The organism is Lunatimonas lonarensis (assembly GCF_000390185.1).
Taxonomy (GTDB): Bacteria; Bacteroidota; Bacteroidia; order Cytophagales; family Cyclobacteriaceae; genus Lunatimonas; species Lunatimonas lonarensis.
Genome location: NZ_AQHR01000040.1, coordinates 106,161 through 131,124, shown reverse-complemented (window position 1 = coordinate 131,124; position 24,964 = coordinate 106,161). Strand labels below are relative to the sequence as shown.

12 protein-coding genes are annotated in these 24,964 nt (G+C 48.8%); 7 read left to right on the top strand and 5 right to left on the bottom strand.

All coding sequences use genetic code 11. The features are described 5' to 3' along the window. Positions 1 to 9 precede the first annotated feature (9 nt). The 4 genes from ADIS_RS05455 (at position 10) to ADIS_RS05440 (ending at position 12,623) form a co-directional block, all read left to right on the top strand. Positions 10 to 8,598, top strand: coding sequence for a LamG-like jellyroll fold domain-containing protein (locus ADIS_RS05455; RefSeq protein ID WP_010853366.1), 8,589 nt, complete (start codon positions 10 to 12; stop codon positions 8,596 to 8,598). A gap of 70 nt (positions 8,599 to 8,668) precedes the next feature. Next, positions 8,669 to 9,568: a hypothetical protein gene (locus tag ADIS_RS05450; RefSeq protein ID WP_010853365.1), complete on the top strand. Its 900-nt coding sequence runs from the start codon at positions 8,669 to 8,671 to the stop codon at positions 9,566 to 9,568. A gap of 7 nt (positions 9,569 to 9,575) precedes the next feature. After that, positions 9,576 to 9,962 (top strand): hypothetical protein, encoded by a 387-nt coding sequence (locus ADIS_RS05445; protein WP_010853364.1) that lies wholly within the window; start codon positions 9,576 to 9,578, stop codon positions 9,960 to 9,962. 246 nt (positions 9,963 to 10,208) lie between these two features. Beyond that, a complete protein-coding gene (locus ADIS_RS05440; protein WP_162141557.1) occupies positions 10,209 to 12,623 on the top strand; it encodes a TonB-dependent receptor plug domain-containing protein in 2,415 nt (804 codons plus the stop codon). 208 nt (positions 12,624 to 12,831) lie between these two features. Here the strand turns inward: ADIS_RS05440 and ADIS_RS05435 are convergent, their stop codons facing one another. The 4 genes from ADIS_RS05435 to ADIS_RS05420 all read right to left on the bottom strand — a co-directional run bounded on the left by ADIS_RS05435 (position 12,832) and on the right by ADIS_RS05420 (position 20,884). Continuing rightward, a complete protein-coding gene (locus ADIS_RS05435; RefSeq protein ID WP_010853362.1) occupies positions 12,832 to 15,024 on the bottom strand; it encodes a c-type cytochrome domain-containing protein in 2,193 nt (730 codons plus the stop codon). Between the two features lie 16 nt (positions 15,025 to 15,040). Beyond that, positions 15,041 to 16,495, bottom strand: coding sequence for a DUF1501 domain-containing protein (locus ADIS_RS05430; protein ID WP_010853361.1), 1,455 nt, complete (start codon positions 16,493 to 16,495; stop codon positions 15,041 to 15,043). A 2-nt stretch (positions 16,496 to 16,497) separates the two neighbouring features. Further along, the gene (locus ADIS_RS05425) at positions 16,498 to 18,822 is read right to left on the bottom strand and encodes a PSD1 and planctomycete cytochrome C domain-containing protein (RefSeq protein ID WP_010853360.1); all 2,325 of its coding nucleotides are present in this window, start codon (positions 18,820 to 18,822) and stop codon (positions 16,498 to 16,500) included. Between the two features lie 190 nt (positions 18,823 to 19,012). Beyond that, the gene (locus ADIS_RS05420) at positions 19,013 to 20,884 is read right to left on the bottom strand and encodes a sodium:solute symporter family protein (protein ID WP_010853359.1); all 1,872 of its coding nucleotides are present in this window, start codon (positions 20,882 to 20,884) and stop codon (positions 19,013 to 19,015) included. Between the two features lie 171 nt (positions 20,885 to 21,055). Here ADIS_RS05420 and ADIS_RS05415 point away from each other — a divergent pair, with 171 nt between their 5' ends. Further along, positions 21,056 to 21,664 carry a hypothetical protein gene (locus tag ADIS_RS05415; RefSeq protein WP_010853358.1) on the top strand — a complete coding sequence of 203 codons (609 nt, stop codon included), beginning with the start codon at positions 21,056 to 21,058 and terminating at the stop codon, positions 21,662 to 21,664. Here ADIS_RS05415 and ADIS_RS05410 read toward each other — a convergent pair. Continuing rightward, complete coding sequence (locus ADIS_RS05410; RefSeq protein ID WP_155907143.1) at positions 21,661 to 22,584, bottom strand: cysteine hydrolase family protein; 924 nt, start codon at positions 22,582 to 22,584, stop codon at positions 21,661 to 21,663. The genes ADIS_RS05415 and ADIS_RS05410 overlap by 4 nt on opposite strands. 443 nt (positions 22,585 to 23,027) lie before the next feature. Here ADIS_RS05410 and ADIS_RS05405 point away from each other — a divergent pair, with 443 nt between their 5' ends. Continuing rightward, positions 23,028 to 23,603, top strand: coding sequence for a hypothetical protein (locus ADIS_RS05405; protein WP_155907141.1), 576 nt, complete (start codon positions 23,028 to 23,030; stop codon positions 23,601 to 23,603). Positions 23,604 to 23,935: 332 nt separating this feature from the next. Next, entirely contained in the window at positions 23,936 to 24,850 is a 915-nt protein-coding gene (locus ADIS_RS05400; RefSeq protein WP_010853353.1) for a glutaminase, read from the top strand. Positions 24,851 to 24,964: the final 114 nt, after the last annotated feature.

The window sequence follows — 24,964 nt, the reverse complement described above, 5'->3', positions numbered from 1 at the left end:
GAAAAAAGCATGAAACGGCTCTTTTTCATATTGCTTTTGTCGGGTTTTGGTGTTGGATTGGCCTATGGACAGCGGGTACAGGTGAAGAACGTAACCGCTTCGCAGGTCATCCAAAATCAAGGGTATACGCTGCAGGTGGGGATTCCTTTTATGGGAGTCCATAAACAGCGATCCGAACGGCCATTTGCCCCCTTCGATATACGTTTCCCCTGGGACATTTTTTACCAGTATCAAACCTTTGCGCCGGAATCCTTCGATGTATCTAAAGGCTACTTCGGGGATAAGGTAAGGCTCAACTGGGAATTTCTCAATAACCAAGACCAGATTACCAGTGTAAAGATCTTTCGGAGGAGATATAATGACCAAGCAAGCGGTTCCTTTCAGCTTCTTTCTAACCGACCGGGAGCTACCACGGAGTTTGAAGATGAATTTGCAGAAGGAGGCATACTTTATGAATACAAAATTCTAGCCGAAGGCATTATGGATATTGAGATGCCCTTTGTCAATTTCATCACAGGGATAGGTTTCCGATCCCCTACCGCCACCGTTACCGGAAACATCTCCTTTGAGGGTGGAAACCCGGTAGCCGATGTGACTGTTTTTGCGGAAGCGACCGGAACACCTATCAGCACAGGCAGTGCCCTGCAAGTTCCGGCAGACGGGATGCTATCCCTCGATTTAGTAAACCGCCCCTTGGAGAAGGCATTGGCCGTACAGGCCTGGATAAAACCACTTTTCAACGGAAATGCGGGGAGAGGTAGGCTTTTTCGCATGCAATACTTTGACGAAACATTGGATGCTTACTTCGAGTTTGACGCTGCCGCCAACAGCCTGCGTATTTCAGTGGACGGCAGTACTTTTGAGATAACCAATCACCTACCCTCAGGCACAATCGACGCACGAGGCACGGACGTACTCATTCCTGTAGCAAATTTTTCGAATCTGTTCACCCACTTTACCATTTCGCTGAGGGAAAATGAAGATCCGGAATTATACCTGAACGGCCGAAAAATAGGGAGTGACTACCTGACCCTGGTAAACACAGCAGAACGGCTGTTGGATACAACCTATGCCCAGGCTCCCATGCAGATCAGCTTAAACAGGAGTCCCGTGGTACTGGATCGTGGAGGGAACCAAGTTAAGTGGCAGGACATCCGAATGGGCGGAGAGGTCGAGTTGATTCTAGATGAAATCCGGGTCTGGGACAACCGGGAAAACCGCCTCGATTCAGCCAGAATTCGACAAGATTACAAACGATATATCGGAGGCAACGATCGGTCTCTAGTCGCTTACATCCGAGCCAACGAAGGTACGGGACAATTTGCCTACGATCTTTCAAGGACTGGGTTTGATTACAACAAAAATGATATACGCCTATATACGGACGTCACACCGGAATCGCAGCGTCCATTTTGGGTAAGTGGCAGCGGCAATATCCCAAACAGTGACCAATTGGGGATTATGGGTATTACCAACAGCAATGGGAACTACGAGATAAACGCCATTGCCTACTCCGGTACCGGTGAATCATTCAATATCACACCGGTCTTTGGTCAACACAGATTCGAACCCGGACAGCAGATGGTATTTCTGGGGAGAGGTTCTGAAGTAGTAAATCGCATCGATTTCAAGGACATCAGCTCATTTATTTTCCGAGGAAGGGTGCTTTACGACACCAGAGGGGTCTTCCCCTCCTTTGTAGAAACAAATGGAGGCAGCTTTGAAAACCTCAACGATGGGATCGAGTATGTGACCAACCCGGGAATCGTAGATGAAGGATACAACTATTTCGAAAAAGGGGGGCTAAAGTACCCCAAAGGAAGGTATTGGTACAACGACAACGGTACACCGGATGATTCAGACGATGACTATTTGGAGGAATTTGCGTTGGTAAGTCCCCAGGATTTCAGCATTCTGATAGATGGAAGGATCGTTATGGGGCCCAATAACCGCCCGGTAAAACCCAATCAACAGGGCGAGTTTGAAATCAGGGTTCCGATTGGAGACCATGCCATTTCAGTGGAAAAGGCCGGTCACTATTTCTTGTTTGACGGTAGGTATCCAGCCGATGAGGGTGTGTTCAAGGAGTTTTTTGAAGACGCCACGGAAACGATCTACTTTATCGACACGACCCGAGTCACCGTGGTGGGCAAAGTTGTGGGAGGCAGCGTGGAAGCCGAAAAACCCGTAGGCTTTGGTGACCAAGGCATCCGTAAAGAAGTCTTTATTGATTCACAGGGGTTTGAAAGGGAAATCCAACTAAGTACTACCAACACCATCGGCCAAGCCGAATTGGCGCTGGATCACTTTCCGGGGGGAAGCAATCCGACGGAAGAAACCCGCATGCGCTTCAAAACCCACCCGGAAACCGGTGAATATCGGATAAGTGCATTGCCCCTCGCCTATCAGATCAACCAACTGACCGGCCTGCGGATACCTTCAAATCCTTCTATTTCGCTGCTGGAAGCAAATGAAGAGGTGAATTTTGAGCAGATCAGAGAAGGGATTGTTCCGGAATTTGTATTGGGAGATGGAAGTACCATAATGGGAGATCCCTACCAGTACGAAAAAAGCTTTATCTATCGCACAAATCCTATCCTTTCGGTGGTTGACCAAGAATGGGATAAAGAAATCGCTATAAATGATTCAACGGTTATAAGCACGGAGGGTTTTTCCATTCCCATTTACAGTCAGTTCAACCCTAATTTCAACAACAACTACTCGATCATTCTCCAAACCTATGAGACATACACCAACTACGATGGAGATGACCCGATCGAATACCGGGTTCCCACGATCGACGGGGAGTTGATCGTAAACAACAACCTAGCTTTAGAAAACTCCGAAACCATCAAACGGGACGAAATGGATCCTAGTACCATTATTTATAGTTTTAAGGCCGGGTTGCCTTCGATTGCGCCGCCGTTCACCCGATCCATAAACATCGTATACAGAGTGAATGGCGTTGACTACGCAGCAGAAAACTACGAAACAGAGGGTATCATCCTCGGAGGAGTATCAGATGGAAGCCAAACTTTTTTTACCGAGCCCCCCAAAAAGCCGGATATCATACTTAGGGATCCACCAGGATCAAACAGTTCTGCTACCATCGAGTCCGGCCAACGAATTACCATGGTGACTTCGTACGACAATAACTTTGGCATAGGGGTTGCCCAAAATATCAAGATAAGAGGCGGAATCGAGTTTCAGGCCGGCGGCGGACTCGCTGGTCCGGTCATTACCGCAGAAACAATTAACAGCTTAGATTTTGGTTTCCAGGTGGACACGTATTCCAGTGATGGAGCCAGTCTGACAAAGACCTATACCTTTAACCAAACCATCTCTACTAGCGATGATCCCCGCTTTGTAGGTGCCGATGGAGACCTCTATATAGGGCAGGCGGAAAACATCTTTTATGGAACCTACGATGATGTTCAGCCATCGCTGACACCCGTCGGAGACTCACCCTTTCTCGAATTCACAAATGTTGAGGGGGAAAAGGTGTTCATCAGCAAGCAAAAAGCGATGTACTTCAATGCAGTACCCTCCAGCACCTTCTTCGTGTACAGCCAACACCATATCGTCAATACCCTGATTCCGGAACTCGAACTGATTATTTCCAATATTGACAACGGTATTATCACAGAAAACAGCACCGGTGTCAAATCCCGAAGCTATTACGTAAGCCAGATAAACACCTGGCGAAAATTCATCTATGACAATGAACGCACCAAATACAGGGCCTTAAATGAAACAGATGCCCTAAAAGCCGAGGCCATGATTGCTGTAAACCAAAATATATCCAAGCTGGACTCATTGATTCGGCGATCAAGCGTAGGAATAGGTGGTCAGAGTGCCCCTTTTGACTTTAAGGTTCGATTGGAAAGAAAGTTAAGGGAAGCAGAAAAGCTTAGAGGTCTCGTGGAAAACAACCATCGGGTCAACATTTCCTTCGATAGTGGATCGGGAGAGATAACCAGAAGTGTGGAAACAGACTTGATCAAGCAAAGACAATTCGTGTATGAACTGCAATTCGACGAAAGCATCGAGGTCAACCTTGGAGGCTTGATTCAAGGGGCTGGTATCATCGCTACTACCCGGGGTTTTGCATCCCAGAATCTGACCGCAGATTTTGGCATCGAAGAGGAAGAAACCGCCAAGGTCTCCTTCACTCTCAAGGACAACAACATCGGAAATGTGTTGAGCGTAAACGTTGTCAATAGTTTTGACGGCAATGGCCCGGTGTTTACCACATTGGGAGGCAACACGTCCTGTCCGTATGAAGGCGAGGAAAGATCCCTTTTTTACCGGCACCGGGATCATAGTCCGGCAAAAAACCAATTTAACCCACTTCCTGCCGAGGATCGAGAACCCTTAAGTTTTGCAACCCGCGCAATAGAACGGCCACAGATTAGCGTAGAAATAGCCGATCTTGCCAACATTCCGGAGACCAGAAATGCGGAATTCAAACTCATCCTCGAAAACAACAGTGCCGCGGGCATAGACAGCTATTTTGAACTCATCGTCGACAATACCACCAATCCCAACAACGCCCTTTTCAACCTAAACCAAAACGGTACCGTGGTTTTTGTACCCTACGGGCAACGGGTAGAATACGCACTTACGCTCGGCAAGTCCATCACGGATGTCTACGACTACCGGGATATCAAAGTGGTCCTACAGTCGCTTTGCGATCCGGTAAACACGTATGATGAGCTGTTTATCTCCGCCCAATTTGTCCCCTCCTGCTCGCAGGTGACCATATCTTCTCCGCTCGAAAATTGGACATTTAACAGGGAAACTGCCTTTAATCCAGACGGAAGCAGCAATCCACTACTTATCAACCTTGGTGAATACAACCGAAACTTCAGTGGATTTGAGCGGATAGACCTGGAATATCGTCCTGTAGGGTTTCCTACCTGGACTCGGCTACACACTTACTATAACCTAGCGGAAAGTTATGAAGGGGCACAGGCAGCAAACAGACCAAATATCAGCCTAATTTCCACCCCGAACTTAACCTTTGCCTTCGACATTGCAGAGAGAGGCCTTTCCGATGGTTCCTATGAAATAAGAGCCCGTAGTACCTGCACCAACAATACCGAGTTTACTTCTGATGTCATCAATGGCCGCGTAGATCTAAATGCCCCACTGCGCTTCGGCACCCCTTCTCCCACGGATGGCATTCTATCGATAGGATCAGACCTAAAGGTTAGGTTCAACGAACCAGTGTTCTACAACAATGCCGTCTCGTTAGTGGAAATCAAGGGACAGACCAATCAACTTCCTGTCAACAACGATGTGTCGCTTCGGTTCCAAGGGCAGGGGAATGTTATGATTCTCGAAAAGCCCCAAATCCTCGATGAAGATTTAACGCTTGAGTTTTGGATGAACAACGCCACCACGTCACCCAATGCCACCCTGTTTTACCAAGATGGTGGTCTGGAGATCAGATTCGAAAATGGACTACTGGCCTTTACCCTTGGGAATACCACGGTCAAAGGTTCAATTTCCAACGACGGTCTGTTTCATCACTATACCTTCACCCACGACAACAGCAATGGGGACCTCAAAATCTACGAAGAAAGCAAGGTAGTCGCATCGGGCAAAATAGCGCTAGGAAGCAGTATTGCCTCCGATAACCCCATCATCGTAGGAGGAAACAGCTTTGTCGGAAATATCCACTCCCTCAAAAGATGGCGTAGGGCACTTTCACTCCAGGAAGCCTTTGCCAATAGGTTCAACAAACTGCTGGGAAATGAAGCCGGCCTAGTGGGTTATTGGCCGCTGGATGAAGGCAGGGGGACGGTCGCACACGACCTTGCGAGATTCAAGCATGCGCGGGTAGAAACCGGTTGGGATATACATCCAAAAGGCACGGCATACCACTTCCAAAATGGACAGTACATGACCTTGGATAACGTAGGATTTGTACAATTGACCCCGACCATGGACGCTACGATTTCCTTTTGGGTAAAAACCTCCACGACACAGGAAAGCACCCTTTTTTCCAATGGAAGAGGTGACGGGAGTGAACCTGTGCAAAGCAACGGCTACGCAAACAAGTGGGCCATTAACATGGATTCGGAAGGGCGGCTGTTTTTTGCAAGCGAAGGACTTAACCTTCCCCTTACGACTACCTCGATCGCAGACGACACCTGGCATCATATCACGCTTTTGCTAAACCGCTCGGGCAATTTACGAACATTGATCGACGCAAGGGAGGTTTCTGCCCACCTTTCCACCGGCATCGGGGGCTTCTCCGGCAACCGAATCTGGATCGGTGCCCGAGGAACCTTGGGTATCGATGGATCGGAGACCGTTGACCGCCCCTTTACCGGGCAGGTGGATGAGCTACGGGTATGGAACACCCTACGCAATGTAGAGCAAATTGATCGGGATCGGTATTTTGAAATCGAGGAAGGATCTATTGGGTTGCTGCTTTACGCAAGGATGAATGCGCCCGATCCCTTGAACAACAACGGCCCACGGTATTTCCATGCGTTCAGTAACAATACCGTTATTTCCACCCCTGCCCTCTTAAGCCAGGGAAACGTAAATTACTCTGCGGACGGCCCTCCCATTAAGCCGGCTAGAAGTATCGTGAGGTTTCAGGTAAATCAGGTCATAAACGGAGATGAGATGATCTTGGAACCTGTAATCAATCGATGGGCTGAAATCGAAGGACAGGTATTGGACATTACCGTTCACCGTATGTTTGACGGTGCCAACAATCAACAGCAGTCCCCCATCACCTGGACCGCCTATGTGCAAAAGAATGCGGTGAACTGGTTCGTAGAAGGGCATGCTGAGCCTGTAGACCTCGTGAAAAATGTAGATCAAGGTCTACAGCTAAACCTTGTCGTTCAGAATCGGGGAGGTACGCCCCAACCTTACCGCTTTAGCGGCATTCCTAGGTGGCTAAGCCTTAGTAGAACTTCCGGAACCTTGGCCCCTATGGGACAGGTAACGATACAAGCTACCATTGCGCCGGAAATGACACCCGGAATATATACGGAAAACATGGCTCTGGATACAGATTTCGGCTTTGCACAGACTCAAGTATTGAATCTTCGCATACTCCCCGAAAGTCCTGGTTGGGAAATAGACGAGGCTAGCTTTGATTATACAATGACCTTCATAGGCAGGATTAAACTGCATGATGTATTCAGCCGGGACGAAATGGACCGGGTAGCGGCCTTCTACCAGGGAGAATTGCGCGGAACAGCCTCATTGGATTACGACCCCGCCTACGACGAATACTTTGCCTTTCTCACCGTTTACAGCAACGAACTCTTTGATGAGCCCCTAAATTTTAAAATCTGGAGTGCTAACCGGGGCAATATATACGAGGCTACCCTGGACGAACAACTTAGCTTTCCCTTTGCCCTCAATCAGGTCGTAGGCAGCCTCCAGTCGCCGGCGATATTCGCCAATACCGACGCAATGGAACAAACCATCCCGCTCAACAGCGGCTGGACTTGGATAAGTTCACGCGTGCATGATCCGCTTTTTGGAAATCTCAACGGACTTACGGCCGAAATGAATCTGCACACCGATGACCGGATCCAAAGCCATTCACCTGCTTTGCTCGAAACCTACTTCAGGGATGAAATCAATCCATCCAACAGCACATGGGCGGGTACTGTAAGTGCTAATGGTGGGATTCGGGCCGACCGAATGTACAAAGTATATCTACAGGAAGCACAGACCTTGCCGCTTCGAGGCAAACCGGTTGATCTGTCAACGTGGAACTTCATCATACAGCCAAACTGGAATTGGTTTCCCTACCCCTTGGGACAAAACACACCGGTAAGGGAGGCATTGGCTACCTTCCAAGCTCAGGAAGGAGATTTGATCAAATCACAGACACAATTTGCCATATACGACTCCCGAAACGGCTGGAGTGGAAACCTAACGTTCCTTCGCGCCGGCAGAGGATACATGCTACAAGCGAGCAACGGTCAGCGCTTTACCTATCCATCCATCTTCCATGGGAATCAGCGAACACTGACGGACCTGCCGGAATCATTGGAAGTTTACGAAGAAGAAGCAATCCCCCAGGCATGGGCACAGCTTCCTGAGACGATGAACGCCATCGTGCAGCTACCGGAGAGCTACAAAAGCGCACGGGTGTACGATCTGAAAGGTAAGCTGCGGGGCGAGGCCATCCCAATCGAACAACATGGAAAATCCCTTGCGTTCCTAACCATTTATGGAGACGAAAAAGAAACGCTCACCTTTTACGTGGCAAAGGGGAATGAAGAACATCAGACCAACAGCAGCTTCGATTTTGAAGGGAATACGTTGCTTGGCACATTGACACAACCTTTAGTTCTACACCTTGCAGACCGCGAACTCGCTGTTTTCCCCAACCCATTCACGCGAGGGTTTGAGCTGCGATTTCCAGCTAGGGAGGTTCAGCGCACGGTGATCGAGCTGTTTACCATTGATGGACGAAAGATCGAGGAAAGACAATTCGATGCCCAAATAGGTAACAATCGCGTTGAATTCCAGCCATCAATATCCAGTGGAGTTTATATGCTCAGATTGCAGGTAGACGGAAATGTGTACCATAAAAAAATAATCAGACAGTAATACCATCCTACCAAGAAAAAAATGAAAAAGGGGTCACAAGATATAGCAACTAAAAATCAATTATAGACAGATGAAACCGCTGACCAGCTTACTTGTAACCATATGGCTGTGGATTCCATGCCTGGCACAAAGCCCTGATTGGAACGTCGCAGAGCAGGATTTTGAGCATACCATGTCGCTCGTGGCATTCCTCAACCTAGACGGGAGAACCCTCGAGGGGCTCGGGAATAAGGTGGCCGCCTTCGTGGACGGTGAGTGCCGGGGGGTAAGCAGCCTAACAGAAGTAAAAAGCCATCAGGAGCACCTAGCCTACCTAACACTCTTTGGCCATTCGAATAATGAAGTAATGACCTTTAAAATCTACGATGCCACAAACAATCAAGTAGTAGACGTAGATCAGCCGTTGGTGTTCAGGATCAATTCCCACCGGGGAAACCTACTTCAACCCTACAGCATTGCCCAACCTACCCTGCGTGCCTCAGCGTCTATCACTGAGGTCACCTTGTCAGGCATACCCCCCTTGGAGAAATCCAACGAGAACGCGACGATCGTTTTTAGGGTAGACCATAGCACATCGCTTGGACCCCATACGCTGCTTTTTGAGCCTGTAGAAGGGGCACAGGTATTTTGGAACAATCAGCCCCTAGCCTCTGGTGACAATCAACTTGACTTTTCACAGCCAATAACAATACAGGTACGGTCAGAAGACCGCTCCCTACTACGAAGTTGGACCATTGTAATCGAACGGATGGGCGATTTACTGGTATACAAGCGAAACCTCAGCTGCCTTGAAGCAGGCGCGATAAAAATCACCGGCAATCGGGATGGACAATCGTTTTCGCTGGTTCGCGCAGGACAGGTAATTAGTACCCGACCAATGGTAAATGGAGAGGTCCTTTTTGAAAGCCTTTTCCAGGGAGAGTACATAGTTCGATCCGACGCGTTTGAAAAACAGGTATTTATAGAATAGCATGAGTATGAAACCGATCTATTTAGCACTTGTCGCTGCGTTTATTCTAGCTGCCCCCTCGTGCACCCAGGAAGACGAGGTGATCATTGAAGCATTGGGAGTGGATTTTGGATACCAGTCAGGGGAACCTCTTCGGGAAGGGGACTGTGTGGATCCAACGCGAAACTTTGCTGTGTTGGTTCATGCTACCATGGGCAATCACGGTACCCTGAGATCTCAGGATTTCGATGTTTTGGTAAACGACATCCTCTACAGTGTTACGTTCAGGGGCGAAGGAACCAAGCTCATACCCATTGAATTAATTGTCGGGGAAAATACAGCCAAGGTGCTTGGAACCCCTTATGAAGCGAACATATTTATCTCTCCCCCCATGGGATTTCAGTTAGTGGAGTGAACCTGATAGATTTTATTTTTTGCTATACCCGCGCTTAGCGTCTCAATCTCCTCCTAGCCACCTTTCTATGGAAAAACCAACCCTTCCCCGGCTATTCAAACGCGCTTCCAAGTATAAGAGACGGCAGGTCTGACAAAACAATGTACCGAAAAGACGGCTGAAAGTTTACGTTTGCCGTTTACTTATGTAGAGGAACGCTGGATCACTATGGAAAAACGCCTGAAAATATTCGCAAAATTGGTTTTGATGCTATCGGTATTATCACTGGTCGTCGGGGCTTCTATCCCAAAGAATGACCCTGATATTACACTCAAAATAAGAACCTATCTCAACACCTTTCGAATAAATTATGCGCCCGAAAAAGTCTATATACACCAAGACAAAAACCTATATGTTGCAGGCGAACTGATATGGCTAAAAGGTTATATACTTGATGCGGCATCCCTTTTACCCACGCAGAAAAGTGCCGTTTTACACCTGGAACTACGGAACGATCGTGAGGAAACGGTCATGAAAGCGACGCTACCTATTGAAGACGGAATGGCAATAGGCGATATGCAGCTAGGAGAATCGCTGCCTGCGGGTACTTACTTCCTGGTAGCTTACACCCAATGGATGCGGAATTTTGGATCAAAGGATATGTTTCAGCGAGAACTTCAGGTTCTACAAAAAAAGGGTGAGGTTCAGACAGAGGCATCTCCCTCCGGACTGCCCGATCTACAGTTTTTTCCAGAGGGTGGCCATTTACTGGCCGGTCAAACACAGGAGGTGGCATTTAAAGCCGTTGGACCGGATGGAAAGGGGCTTTCGGTAAAGGGACAGGTTTTTGACCAAGATGGCAACGAAGTGGTAGGGTTTGAGGATTTTCACCAAGGTATGGGCAGCTTTCAACTCGCCCCTAAAGCAGGCACTCGGTACCACGCCCTCATCATCGAACCCGTGCATTTGCAGCAGCGGTATCCCTTTCCTGATCCAATTGAAAAGGGCATCCTTTTGCAGGTCGATGAAAACTCCGACAATGAGCATATCCTCATCAACCTGCATTCCCTCAATGCGGGAAGTCAGAATCTGAGTTTACTAGCCATTGCCGGCGATAACTTAGTGAAAGCTACAGATGTTTTTGTGGAAGAAAGCAGAAAGGTTTCCCTTTCGTTGGTCAAAAATGATTTTCCCATCGGAGTTGCCAGTCTTGTCCTGATAGACCGTCAGGGGGTGCCACTTGCAGAACGGCTGCTATACATCGAAAAAGAAGAACCGGCCATGATCTCCATTGGAATGGACCAATCAAATCTCGATTTTAGAGAGCTTGTAAACCTGCAACTCACCCATACTGGAAGTGAACCGGCGGAAAAACTCGATCTTTCGGTTGCCGTAATCTCCGAAGACCAAGCAGGATTCCACAGCGAGCAGGAAAACATAAAAACCTACCTGCTTCTCAGCTCGGATCTGAAAGGCCATATAGAAAACCCCTATTATTATTTTGACCCCGCCAACGCCGACCGAAAAAAAGCCCTCCGCTACCTAATGATGACCCAAGGCTGGCGTAGGTTTGAGTGGAACACCCTGCTTGAACAAAGGCTTCCCGAAATACGACACAGCAGCGAGATGGATTTACAGCTATGGGGGCGATTGACGCAGGAAAATGGAAAAGGTATTGACCGAGGAGAGGCATTGCTGTTCCTCCAGGATCGGTATCAGTCATTTATCACGACCGAGTCAAACCAACAGGGATATTTTGCCTTTCAAGGTTTCTATTTTCGGGATACCATCGACCTTGTCATCCAGGGATCCGACCGAAGGGGAAACCGGAGCGGGGTTCAGGTAGAGATTATCGACCATCTGAGTGGATTGGAACCCCCCATCTACACGTTGAGGCTACCAACCGGAAAGATCACCGACATTCCCGGAAACTACATTTCCACAATGCAGTACCAATTTCAGGCAAGTGAGTCAGCACTTTCGGGTATTGCTCTGCGCGAAATCATGCTGGATGAGGTAGTCGTAGAGGGTCGGGCTGAGGTCAACGAGCCCTTTCGTCTACACCGCCGGGCTGATGCCACGTTTACCCGGGAGCAGCTTCCGATAGCACCTTCTGGAAACATACTGGAAAGTCTTCAGGGTCGTGTAGCGGGGCTTCAAATCATCCCAAAAGGGGGCTTTGAATTCCGTGCGGTGATACGTGGGCAGGGATCTCCCCTATTTTTGTTGGATGGTGTGATGATTTCCGAATCAGCCGTCCAAGGTATCAGCCAGTTTGATATCAGCCGAGTCGAAATTCTAAAAGGGCCCGGATCCGCAGGAATCTATGGGGGACAGGCAAGCGGAGGTGTGATTGCCCTGTATACACGACGCGGTGGAGAAGATACGGAGATCGACCCCGATAGTGGCAGGCATATCATTCGCTATCGAATGGGTGGGTTTACCAGGGCAAGACAGTTTTACGTACCAAAATACGACGGAAGTGAAGGCGGCTATTATCAGTTTCCTGACCTGCGAACCACCATTCATTGGGAACCCTCGGTTCGTTTGGAAGCAAATGCCCGGCAAACCCTTTCCTTTTTCACCGCGGATACACCGGGAACCTATCGGGTCATCGTTCAGGGAATTTCTGACAAAGGCTCCCCGGTTTACGCCACCCATTCCTTTCAAGTGGGAAATTAAACGAGGCTGTCCGAAAAGGATAGTATTTTTAAACTGCCCGATTTCCGGATATTCAGGAAAGGGTTGATTATCCAACTGTACATAAAGTGAATGTTTTGAGCAAGTGCCTTGGTTGTTTTCCAGCAGGAACAGCGTTTTCCACCCTACAAGTTGAGCCAAATAGGTCATCCTGCTTGGCTACACTTGTAGGGTTGTTTTCTCAAAAAAATCAATTGACAAACATCTCATCCACCAGCAAAAGCGCGGCCCTGCCCTTTCTAGGACTCCAATCAGGAATACTGGCCACCGGTTTTGCAATCACCTTGAAAAATGTGCCTTCAAACGTAGGAACCTGAAGCGAAAGATCATCTATGTATGGCTTTCCAAGTTGTGTTGGCTGTTTTGGCTGCACCCTACCTAATAGACGGAGCCTGTCGGGATGGTCACCTCCCCATAGTTCGATGGAAGTAGGGGGGAAAATAACCGTTTCCGGCTCTACAAGTACGCGCATGGCAATACTGCTTACTGGAACGGGTTCCTTGTACTCAAGAAGGAGTTCCAAATCGTTATTTAGGAAACCCGCCCAGTTGTTTGCCCAAGCAGGGCTGTTTGCATTAAAGGAACCCATTTCCCCGTCAAAAAAGGTCTGTGGCCCGTTCGCTGGATGAACTCGGTTAAGCCTGGAAAGCAGGTAGACCGTATCCGGGTTGTATTTGTTTTGGTATACGCGGAGGATCGCAAGGTCACTGCCCAACCATCCTTCTTTAAAGGCCTTTGCTTTTATTACGTTGCCCTCACGCAGCACCTTCTCTCCCGCCTTATACACCATTCCAGTAAGGCTATCCGGTTCGGTGCCATCCAAGGTATACCGGATCATCACGTCCCGGATCGGGTGCCCCAACGCCAAGACCATGGAGTCACCAAAAATAGGCGATGGAGTGGCCAATACGGGAAGGTTTAGCTGCAGCACATCCATGTCCCGGATTTCCCTTCCGCTAAGAATACGGATAGTGGGAAAATCCCTCTCCAACTGATCCAGTTCCTGAACGGAAAGACCTGTATCCCAAATATAAAGCGTCTTTAAACCTCCCGAATTTCCTAAAAAGGCCCGAACTCCCGCATCATCTACGGCGGTTCCTGATACGGAAAGATGATGAAGATTGGGCATATCCGCCAGTCGGTTTAGCCCTGCCCCAGATATGCTTGTAAAATTGAGGTTTAGCCGGTTGAGGTTTTCAAACTGCGCTACGATGGACAGATCCTGATCCGTAACCGGCATCTCACTTAGATTTAGGTAGACAAGCTGCGTCTTAACCTCCAATAGCTCCTCAAGCACATTGCTGGAATATTCCGCTTTGGAAAAGACCCGTGCATCCAATGCCGGGGAGTCCTTCGAAAGTGGCGAAACGGACCGAAACGCATGGTTCAGTTTGTCGATTGTTCCCTTGGACGCTGGGGCAAAGGTATAGTCATCCACCTGAGAACCTTGGGTGAAGCGGATGCTTGCCAGCTGAAACAACTCGTTTTGGGGTTCAAGCTGGGCCACACGGGTTTCAAAGTTGGCATCCTGAGCTATCCATAGCTCCAACAACCGGATTTCTTCTTCTGTTAACTGGGTCTTCCCCTTTGGAGGCATATGTTCTTCGTCGTCAAGTGGCAGGTAGATCCGCTCCAGCATCAAGCTGGCATCGGGATTTCCTGCCAGCATTAAGGGGCCGGATTTTCCACCTCTTAACAGACCCTCTTTAGTTGTCATGATCAACTCTCCTTTGGACTTTCGCGGATTGTGGCAGGAATTGCATTTTCTTTCCAGTATCGGCATCACCATGTGGTCAAATACGACCGCATCTTCCAATGAAACCGTCTCTTGCCTCGCTTCCGCGATCGGAGCAAAAAGAAAATTCTCTCCGTGTGTAAGGGTTGCGCCCCAGTGGGAAGCCACCACCAATAAGACAACCGAAAGGGACAAGGCTATTCGGGTAACCTTGGGGTTCAGCGAAAACTCTCCCCGCAGAAAATAGAAAAGTCCCAGAAAAACAGCCAGTGCCGAGCCACTCCATTTATGCTGTACTACCAAATCGCCCGTATATCCCTCTTCCAGAGACAAAAACAGCCCCATAATCGCAGTAAACAGGGCGCCCAGCGCGGTGGCCAGCAGCAATATGCGGGATACTTCTCCTAAAATCGGGTTGCGCTGGTACACTTCCTTGGAAACGAACAGTTCCATTACCAATAGGAGAACCAGCAGAACGATGGGGAAATGGAGCAAAAGCGGGTGCATCCGACCCAGCGGGCTCAACCAAAGGGGTATCTGTATATACGACTCAAAGAAAAGAAAGAATAGCAACAAGACATTGCCGGCGAACAGCACGCCTTCGGCAGCCCGTTGCAGGGCGATGGGAACGGATCGGTTTTGGGTCACTTCAATATTTTATTAATTATGCGATCAAATCTTTTACCACATGCCCGTGCACATCGGTAAGCCTGAACCTTCTGCCCAGGTGTTTGAAGACAAGCTTTTCATGGTCAAGCCCCAGCAAGTGCAGAACTGTCGCCTGGAAATCGTGTATATGTACGGGATCCTTCGCTACATTGTAGCCGAGCTCGTCCGTTTCTCCGTAAACCAACCCGGGTTTCACGCCTCCACCGGCCATCCAAATGGTAAAGCAACGCGGATGATGGTCCCTACCATAATTGTCCTTTGTAAGCTTTCCCTGACTGTAATTGGTACGGCCAAACTCCCCTCCCCAGATGACCAGCGTCTCGTCGAGCAATCCCCGCTGCTTTAAATCCGTGACTAGGGCGGCAGAGGCTTGGTCGGTGTCTTTGGCCTGATGACGTATTTCGTAAGGAAGGTTATCATGTTGATCCCAGCCCTGATGGTAAAGCTGCACAAACCTAACCCCACTTTCCGATAGCTTTCGGGCCATCAGGCAGTTGGCTGCGTAGGTGCCTGGTACCAGGCAATCCGGGCCGTAAAGTTTGATAACACTGTCGGGTTCTTTGGATAGATCCAAAATTTCCGGAACAGCCGTTTGCATGCGATAGGCCATTTCGTATTGCTTGACCTTAGCCGTAATCTCCGGATCACCGAAGCGGTCGTAAGCCAGCTGATTCATATCGGCAAGGTTGTCCAGCATCGCCCTTCGTTCTTCCCTACTCATACCCTTTGGATCTCTTAAATAGAGGACTGGGTCTTCTCCACTGCTAAACTGAACCCCTTGATGTACCGAGTCCAGAAAACCGTTGGTCCATAGCTTGGAGTAAACTCCCTGTCCGTTCCCAATGCCGCGGGAAAGCAATACCGTGAATGCAGGAAGGTTTTTGTTTTCACTGCCCAAGCCGTAACTCAGCCAAGCCCCCATACTGGGGCGATTTCCCTGCTGGGCGCCCGTTTGGAAAAAAGTAAGTGCCGGATCATGATTGATGGCCTCGGTGTGCATGGAACGTACAAAACAAAGATCATCGACAATCTTTGAGGTATACGGAAAAAGCTCGCTCACCCAGGCACCGGATTCACCATATTGCTTAAACTCTGCAAACGAACCCACCAATGGAAAGGAGGATTGGTTGGCCGTCATACCGGTAAGCCGTTGGCCACCACGCACCGAATCCGGCAACTCCTGTCCAAACCAGTCAACAAGCTTCGGTTTGTAATCAAATGACTCCAACTGGGAAGGAGCTCCATTCTGAAAAAGGTAGATCACCCGCTTTGCTTTAGGGGCAAAATCAGGTATGCCAGGCACCAATCCGGCACCCTCCCCTTTCATACCCTTAAATAAGTCTGGCATAAGCAAAGACCCCAAGGCAACACTTCCAATACCCATTCCCATGCGGGATAGAAACCGTCTGCGGTTAATGTTCAGTCGGTGTTCCAACAACGGATTTTCCATAACTATGTCTTCGAAATCGTTTCTTCCAAATTATAAATTGATACAATGACCTGCATCAGCGAGGCCCATTCCACCTCATCCAATCCCTGTACCATGGGATACTCCCCTACTGTCAGGAGATCTCGCGCTTCATCGATCCCCAGCGACTCCAATCTCCCCTGATGGTATCTGGTCAGAAGTTTCATTTCACGTTCAGTAGGCGTACGACAAACAATCTGTCTGAACGCCGTCGCGATACGATCCTCCGCCGAACCTGATGACTGCAACAGCCGCCCCGCCAGCACCCTCGAAGCTTCCAACACCGTAGGGTCATTAAGCATGACCAAGGCCTGCAATGGGGTGTTGGTGAGGGTGCGTTCCACTTCACACTGATCCCGATTGCTCGCGTCAAACATGGTCATGGCTGGAGGTGGCACCGTACGTTTTATGAAGGTGTAAAGACCACGTCTATATAGCTGCGGACCGTGATCCTGCTTGTACATGGAAAGTATTCCCCGGCCAGAAGTCGCCCCTTCCCACAATCCCGGCGGCTGGTAGGGCTTTGCGCTGGGCCCACCTATTTCGGGATTTATCAGGCCTGAACTGCTGAGTACGATGTCTCTGACAAACTCCGCCTTCACCCGAAACCTTGGTGCCCGGGCAAGGTAAATATTTTCGGGATCCCGTTCCATCTTATCAGCAGTCAACACCGCGGACTGCCGGTAGGTCGCAGAGGTAACCAACTGCCGCACAAGCCGCTTTATGTCCCAGCCGTGTTCCATGAAATCAGCGGCGAGCCAATCCAAAAGCTCTGGGTGGCTGGGAAGTGCACCCTGCATGCCAAAATCACCGGGCGTACTGACTATCCCTCGTCCAAAAAACTCCTGCCATATCTGGTTTACAAATACCCTCGAAGTAAGCGGGTTCTGGGGATCAAACAACCACTTGGCCAAACCCAGGCGATTTGGCTCCAAATCCGGGGCAAACGACAAAATGGCCTCCGGGGTACGGGGTTTCACCGGAGTAGTGGGCTGATCGTAGAGCCCCCTATCCAGAATATAGGTCGGCCTGATGGAATCCAACTCACCCATAATGGAAACAATCAGCTGTAAGGTATCCCTTTTGTTCACAAATCTCAGGATAGACGACACCTCCTCATTCGTAATTTCCATAAAGGGCACCTTTGCGTAGGTCTCAGGCCCGCCAACTACGGACTCTATGCCCCTTTCTCGAATATTGTTAAAAAAGGCGTATAGCTCATAATATTCTTTTTGCGAAATGGGATCGTACTTGTGGTCGTGGCAGCCCGCACACTCCATGGTGATACCCATCAGTGCCTTGCCAACCGTATTGGTACGGTCGGTTACATACATTACCCTATATTCCTCATCGACAATCCCACCCTCTTCGGTAATTTTGTGGTTACGGTTGAAGCCGGTAGCCAAAATCTGCTCCTTCGTAGGATTAGGCAATAGGTCGCCGGCCAGCTGCCAGGTAACAAACTGGTCATAGGGCATATTTGAATTGAAGGCGTGAATCACCCAATCCCTCCAGGGCCACATACTGCGGTAACTATCATCCTGAAATCCATGAGAATCCGCAAAACGGGCAATGTCCATCCAGTAAACGGCCATCTTTTCGCCGTAGGCATCACTACTGAGCAGACGATCCACCCAACGCTCATAGGCATCTGGATCATTGTCGTTAATGAAATCGTCCATCATCTCCACCGTCGGCGGCAAACCTGTGAGATCCAGGCTAAGACGCTTGAGCAGGCTTTCCTTATCCGCCTCCTCGTTGGGTTTAAAACCCACCTGTTGCATGGTATGCCTGATAAAGCGATCTACGTCGTTTCGAGCCCAACGCGCATCTTTCGGAGAGGGTACCTGTGCTTTCACCGGCGGCACAAATGCCCAATGCGGCTCGTATTTGGCACCTTGCCTGATCCATTTTTCGATTACCTGGATCTCGATGTCGGTCAGCTTTAGGTTGGAGGATGGAGGAGGCATGCGCAATTCCGGATCATCGGACACCATCCGTATAAAGGCCTCCGATCGGGATGGATTACCAGGTACTATCCCGTGCGCCCCAGGGGTCTCTGCCAATGCCTTGTAGGCATCCTCCGCTATGTCCAGTCTCAGACCAGCTTCCCGTTTGTTTGCATCGGGCCCATGGCAGGCAAAGCAATTGTCTGAGAGGATGGGGCGCACATGAAAATTGTAACTAATCTGATCGGGAACAGACTCCAGGGCAGGCGCATCTGCTCCTCCCTTTTGGCAGGCCTGCCCCAACCACACCGAAGCGAGCAGGCTAATTCCTATGGGGAACCGATTCCATTTGATGTTCATCGTATACTTACTTATCTTGAGCTGCCATTGTAGAATGTAGCAGCTGCGAGGTTACTCTCTTTTTCGAAATCTACTAAAATAAACATAGATTTTCCAAGCAAGTTGCGTTTTTATGCTCTTCAAAACCTGAAATTTTATAAACGGATCAAAATCCTGATTAATAAGCTTAATATAAGAAAAAGTAACACATTTACAAGTCAGAAGCTTGCCTACCCTCAGGAGGGTTCATCCTGCTCCAGATACGAAAAACAAGCCAAGAGGTGATCAACGCCGATAGGCTTAACCAAACCGCGATGGCTACATGCCCATAAATCCAGCTTCCCGTGGCAAACAATGCGCTATAAACGGCCATACAGCCCAGTACCATGCCCAGCACGCCCTGAGGAATATCCGAATGTTTTTCATGTTTCGAAAAATGTCTATCCTGCGAAGCGGCATATTCGATGATTTTACGCCATCCAATCCTACCGGGGCGAACCCTTCGGTAAAATGCCTCGAGGGTATCCATCGAGGAAGGGCGGGTAAGCAAGGTTACCAAGAGCCAGGAAAACGTGGTGATGCCTACTCCCAGCAGCAATTGGACGTGTGTCTTTAAAGGTCGGATCTGGGCAGCGGCGGATTCCGGATCCATCCCTAAGCCTATCAAAGCCTGCACCTGTCCGGACTGGTGATTTTCCAACACCATAAACCCCAATGCCACCAAAAATGACACCAGCATAGCTGTAAGTTCACTGTACGGATTGATACGGTACCAAAACCAGCGCAGGATAAACAGCAGTCCTGTCCCAGCTCCAATCTGCAACAACAGGTTGAATGCCGAAAGGGCATTTTGCAAGAATAAAGCCAATACACTGGCGATCAGCATCAGAAGAAGGGTAGATATCCGTCCAACTGCCACCAGTTCCTTCTCCTCTGCCTCAGGCTTGATAAACCGCTTGTACAGGTCATTGACCAAGTACGAGGATCCGAGGTTTAGACAGGACGACATGGTAGACATATAGGCAGCCAGCAAAGAGGCAAAGACCAGGCCCACCAAACCCGCCGGAAGTAAGGTCAGCATCGCCGGGTACGCTAGGTCATGTCCTATAATGCTCGGATCCAAATCGGGGAAAGCACTACGGATTGCTTCCAGATCCGGAAAAACCACCAAGCTGCACAGGGCCACTACAATCCACGGCCAAGGGCGTATGGCATAATGGGCAACGTTAAATAGTAGGGTGGCGCCCATTGCGTGGTTTTCATTTTTGGCGGCCAACATGCGTTGTACCACGTATCCTCCCCCCCCTGGTTCGGCACCAGAATACCAGACACTCCACCACTGAACCGTCACTGGAATAATAAATACGACTACTGCCAACTCCCAGTGATTAAAGTCGGGAAAGAAGGCGAGCTTGTCCGCAACTTCCGGGTGGCTAAGCAGATTGGCCAACCCGCCAACCTTTGGGTGGTGGACAGCATATACCGCCGCAAGGATAGATCCCGCCATGGCGGCCAAGAACAGGATAAAATCCGTGACGATTACTCCCAAAAACCCACCCATGGAGCTGAATACCACGGTGACGCCCCCAGCCAACAAAATTACCTGTACCGGCGAAAGGCCCAGCATAACCCCTCCTACCTTGATGGCAGCCAAGGTAACCGCCGCCATAATGGCCACATTAAACACTACCCCCAAGTAAATAGACCGAAACCCCCTCAGAAAAGAAGCCATTCTCCCACTGTAGCGAATTTCGTAGAACTCCACGTCGGTAATCACCTCGGAGCGTCGCCAGAGCTTCGAATACACAAAAACCGTCAACATGCCGGTCATCAAAAATGCCCACCAAACCCAGTTGCCTGACACACCGTTTTGCCGAACAATGTCCGATACCAAGGTAGGCGTATCTACCGAAAAAGTAGTTGCCACCATGGAAACGCCCAGGAGGTACCAGGGCATATTACGCCCCGAAAGAAAAAACGAAAGGGAATCCTTCCCGGCCTGCTTGGACGCCCAAAATCCCACACCAAGGGAAATGGCGAAAAACAGAAACAGGATCCCCCAATCCAAAAAGGATAGTTGCATAGGGTTGGTGATTGATGGCAAAAGATAACACCGGCAACGACATTTACCAAATCTAATCCCTACTAACTCATCCAATGAGTAATTTGGAGAGATTTCCGGCAAAAAAACAGGGGCTGACTTGCTTTTGACTCCGCTTGCCAGTATTTTGTAAAAGAAACCAATCCAGCTCCTATGTCCCTCTATTCCAGGCTATCAGCAGAAGACAAGCTAAGCAAAGGCTACATGCGGTACCTTGCCATCTTTGCGGTCTTGGTCATTCCTACCTATACCTTTCTTTTCGGCACCAAGGAATCGCCCTTCTATTTCACGCTCAGCATGATCGGCAACTTGGTGGAATACCGCACGGGGTTTATCATTTGGGGTGTGGTCACGGGTCTGCTTATCACCTTTTACGTGTATAGGCTGTACGTATTAAAAGCATTTCAGCATCGCAAAGCCAAAAAACTGCTCTTCGGGTCCCTTATGTTTTTGGTACTTACGGTGATCATCCCCGCCGTAGAAGAACTGCCTTTTCTGAAAAAACTACATGCGGTAATGGCCGTACTATTTGCCCTTAGTCTAACGGCTTCCCTCTATTTGTTTATCCGCTTTCTGGGCCAGATCGACCAACAAATCACCGTCCGGTCCACGTGGATGCTTTTTACTATCGTAGGCGTATCAGTGGGTCTCTTTTTTCTCCTGGGCAATACGGGCATCTTCGAGCTTTTCTTCTTCTTCTCACTGTCGCTTTTCCTGATCCTTCTGAAGGTCTGGCTTAGGCCTTACCAATCGAAGCTCTAGCGGCTTCCGCGGGTATCCTCTGCAAATACAAAGGCAGGCTTGCCGGTAATATCCGTGCTCAGCATGGTCGGACCCCAGAATTTCTCTACGTGGTCTACCACCAGGTCTGTGCCCTCAAAGTGGCTAACGTAGGGATGCCGCTCCGGATTGTACATGGAATCCGTCATATCACGCATCAGAACGACATTTTTGCCAAGATTGGCCAACTGCCGAATGGCAAATGGCCTGCCCAAAATACACATATTGGTATGCACACCCATGATGATAACGTTTTCTATGCCTTTTTCGGAGAGCAAATTAAAAACCTCCTGGCCCTTGTCCGTAATATAGTCCTCGTCTCCAATCGTCAGGAGTGGTGTCTGTTTGGACCAAGCTGTGCGCTCAACGCAGGGCTGTCCGTCAGCACATGGCTTGTCACAGCCACCATCCGAGTCATCAATCGGCAGGGGATTCTCTGCATTGGGATCCAAGTAGCACCAGTCATTTATCGGAAATCCGGGAGGTGCCTCGTGGTGGGGCAACGCCAGGGCCTTTTTACGCTGTGGACTTTGTTGATAATACTCCATCGTGCCACTGGGTGCATGCACAATGGTGATTCCCTTTTCCCTGGCACGCACTAGTACCTCATCCATACGGGGTGCCAACTCCCCTACCCGTTGGGTGGCACTCTCACACCAATGTGCATCCCACATATCCACCACGATTATGGCGGTCTGGGTGGGATTCCAACGACTCTGCTGCACGGCCACCTGCCAAGTACCATCGGCGGATTTTGTTTGGGACCGCAGGTTTACCTCCACGCTTCCTACCGGCAAGAACTCGATCTGTGTTTCCTCCTCCAGCACTACATTGGCAAGACGGTAGATTACAAACCCAACAAACAAAACCAAAAGCAACCACAGTAATTTAGAGACATGCATAACTAATTCACATTTAGAACGAAATATAAGGAACCCCCAGCCGAAAACCAATAGCTAGGTTGCCAAAAAGGGGGATATTGGATAGTATTTCGATTACAAAACACCACCCTCGGCAAAACACGCCTGTGAAAAACAAGGTAGGATATGCGACCTGCTACCGCCTCAGGGCAGCGACTCCCGTGTCGATATTACTTACGCAAAGCCTATCTCGGTTTTCGGTATATGGGATACTGAGAAATCAGTACACCCTCTGAATTTTTATGGTATATTGCAAACCTGTTGGCCATGGTAGGCACATGTTTTTTAAATAATATAGGGAGGCGAAAGTTGTAAATTCAAGATTTGTGTTGTCAAACATATTTGTTACGACCCAACAAAAAAATGCTTCGAAAGCCAGCACAAGTCAAATACGCAAAACGTTGGCATTAATTCGACGAAAATATATGAAAGTAGTTCTTTTATCTGTTTTAATGATTGCCTATCATCAATCATTTGCGCAATCATTGACCTCAGTTGATCATTTAGCCATAAAGAAAATCAATCCTTGCGTTCAATTTGAACTTCCTGATTCTTCGAAATGGAAATTGATCCAAGATATACCCCCGGAACGAAGTAAAAAAGGAATTGTGATGTTTAAACACAAACCCCTCATCGATTCCCAAAACAGACCAGTAGAACCAATAATGGCTATAATATACGAAAAACTAAATGACACGCTGGATGTTGTAGAGTATAGTGCTGGCTTGATAGGAACAAAAAATTTCAACTTGACTTGGCATCTTTTAGGAGGATATCCAGATTATTCCAATGATCCTCAATCAGCCATATTTAAAGGTACCTATGAACGTAATTCAATTGAACATACTGTATTTATTGGCTATATCAAACGGGATAATTTTGGAGTTGAAATCATTTGTGATAGAACCTCCGAAATCGTGCCTGAATTAGATAACGAAATGACTACATTTATTAAATCATTCACGATTAGTCATAGCTGTCCAAAAAACTCAGAAAATTGAAGTTAAAGGCAGCTATTTTTTGTTTTGGAGAGTTTTTCGTTCAACCAAAAATCAATCTCCTCATTCATAGAGGAACAGATGGTTCTTGCCTGCACTCTTCGCCTATCTTAGTGGGGGTGTAAGTTAAAGTTGGACATGAGATCTACGATTAGCGAAACTAACGATCCTACGCCACTACAAAACTAAAGATCTGATTCGAGCGCACTTTCGCTTTGCCAAGGTAATATATCGTGAAGTATATATCAACACTCCAAAAACCTACTTTGCGATCTAATTCCCAAAAGTATCTCCAAAGCCTTTGACCCTACCCCCAAAATCGCCACATTAGCCTCATGGACTACCAGCACATCATCGAAGACGTATACCAAGAAGTAAAATCCAAAAACCCCAGAGGGAAAGTGGCCGATTACATTCCGGAGCTTGCCAACGTGGATGCAGAGAAATTTGGAATCGCGTTGGTTGACCTGGACGGCACCGTATATGGCGTCGGCGACTACGAGCAGCCATTTTCCATCCAAAGTATTTCCAAAGTACACACCCTCAGCATGGTGGCCCATGTATTCCAACGCAAATTGTGGTCGCGGGTAAATGTAGAGCCAAGTGGCAACCCCTTCAATTCCATTGCCCAACTGGAATTTGAAAAAGGAATCCCCAGAAACCCGTTCATCAATGCAGGGGCCCTGGTGATCACCGATGCACTGACCACCAAATTCGACGATCCCCTTGAGGAGGTAAGTCGCTTTATCCATGAAGTGTCAGGCAAAGAATGCGTCACCATAAATCAGGACGTCATGCGTTCCGAGCTCCGGCATTCAGAAAGAAATACGGCCTTGGCGTATTTCTTGAAAGCCTTCCAAAACTTTGACAATCCGGTAGAAGAAGTCATCCAAACTTATGTGGCCCATTGCTCCATGGAGATGTGCTGCGTGGATCTGGCCAGATCCTTTTCTTTTTTGGCCAATGACGGCTATTCCATCTATGCGAATCGGGAAATCGTTACCGAGAATGTCGCACGGCGGATCAATGCCCTGATGCTTACCTGCGGGTTTTACGATGAGTCGGGCGAGTTTGCCTTCCGGGTAGGCCTACCTGGAAAAAGCGGTGTGGGCGGAGGTGTGGCCTCGGTGATGCCCCACAAATTCAGTATCGCCGTGTGGAGCCCGGAGCTAAATGAAAAAGGAAACTCGGTGAAAGCCATCATGGCCCTGGAGCTGCTGACGGACAAACTAAAGTTCTCCCTTTTCTGAACAGCATGCCCGGTCTGCCACTCCCTTTCTACCCAAAGATGCGTGCAGCGACCAGGATTGCCGCTGCCAGCAGCAGCATGCCGACCAAATCAGCGATTCGTTTGACCGTGAGGT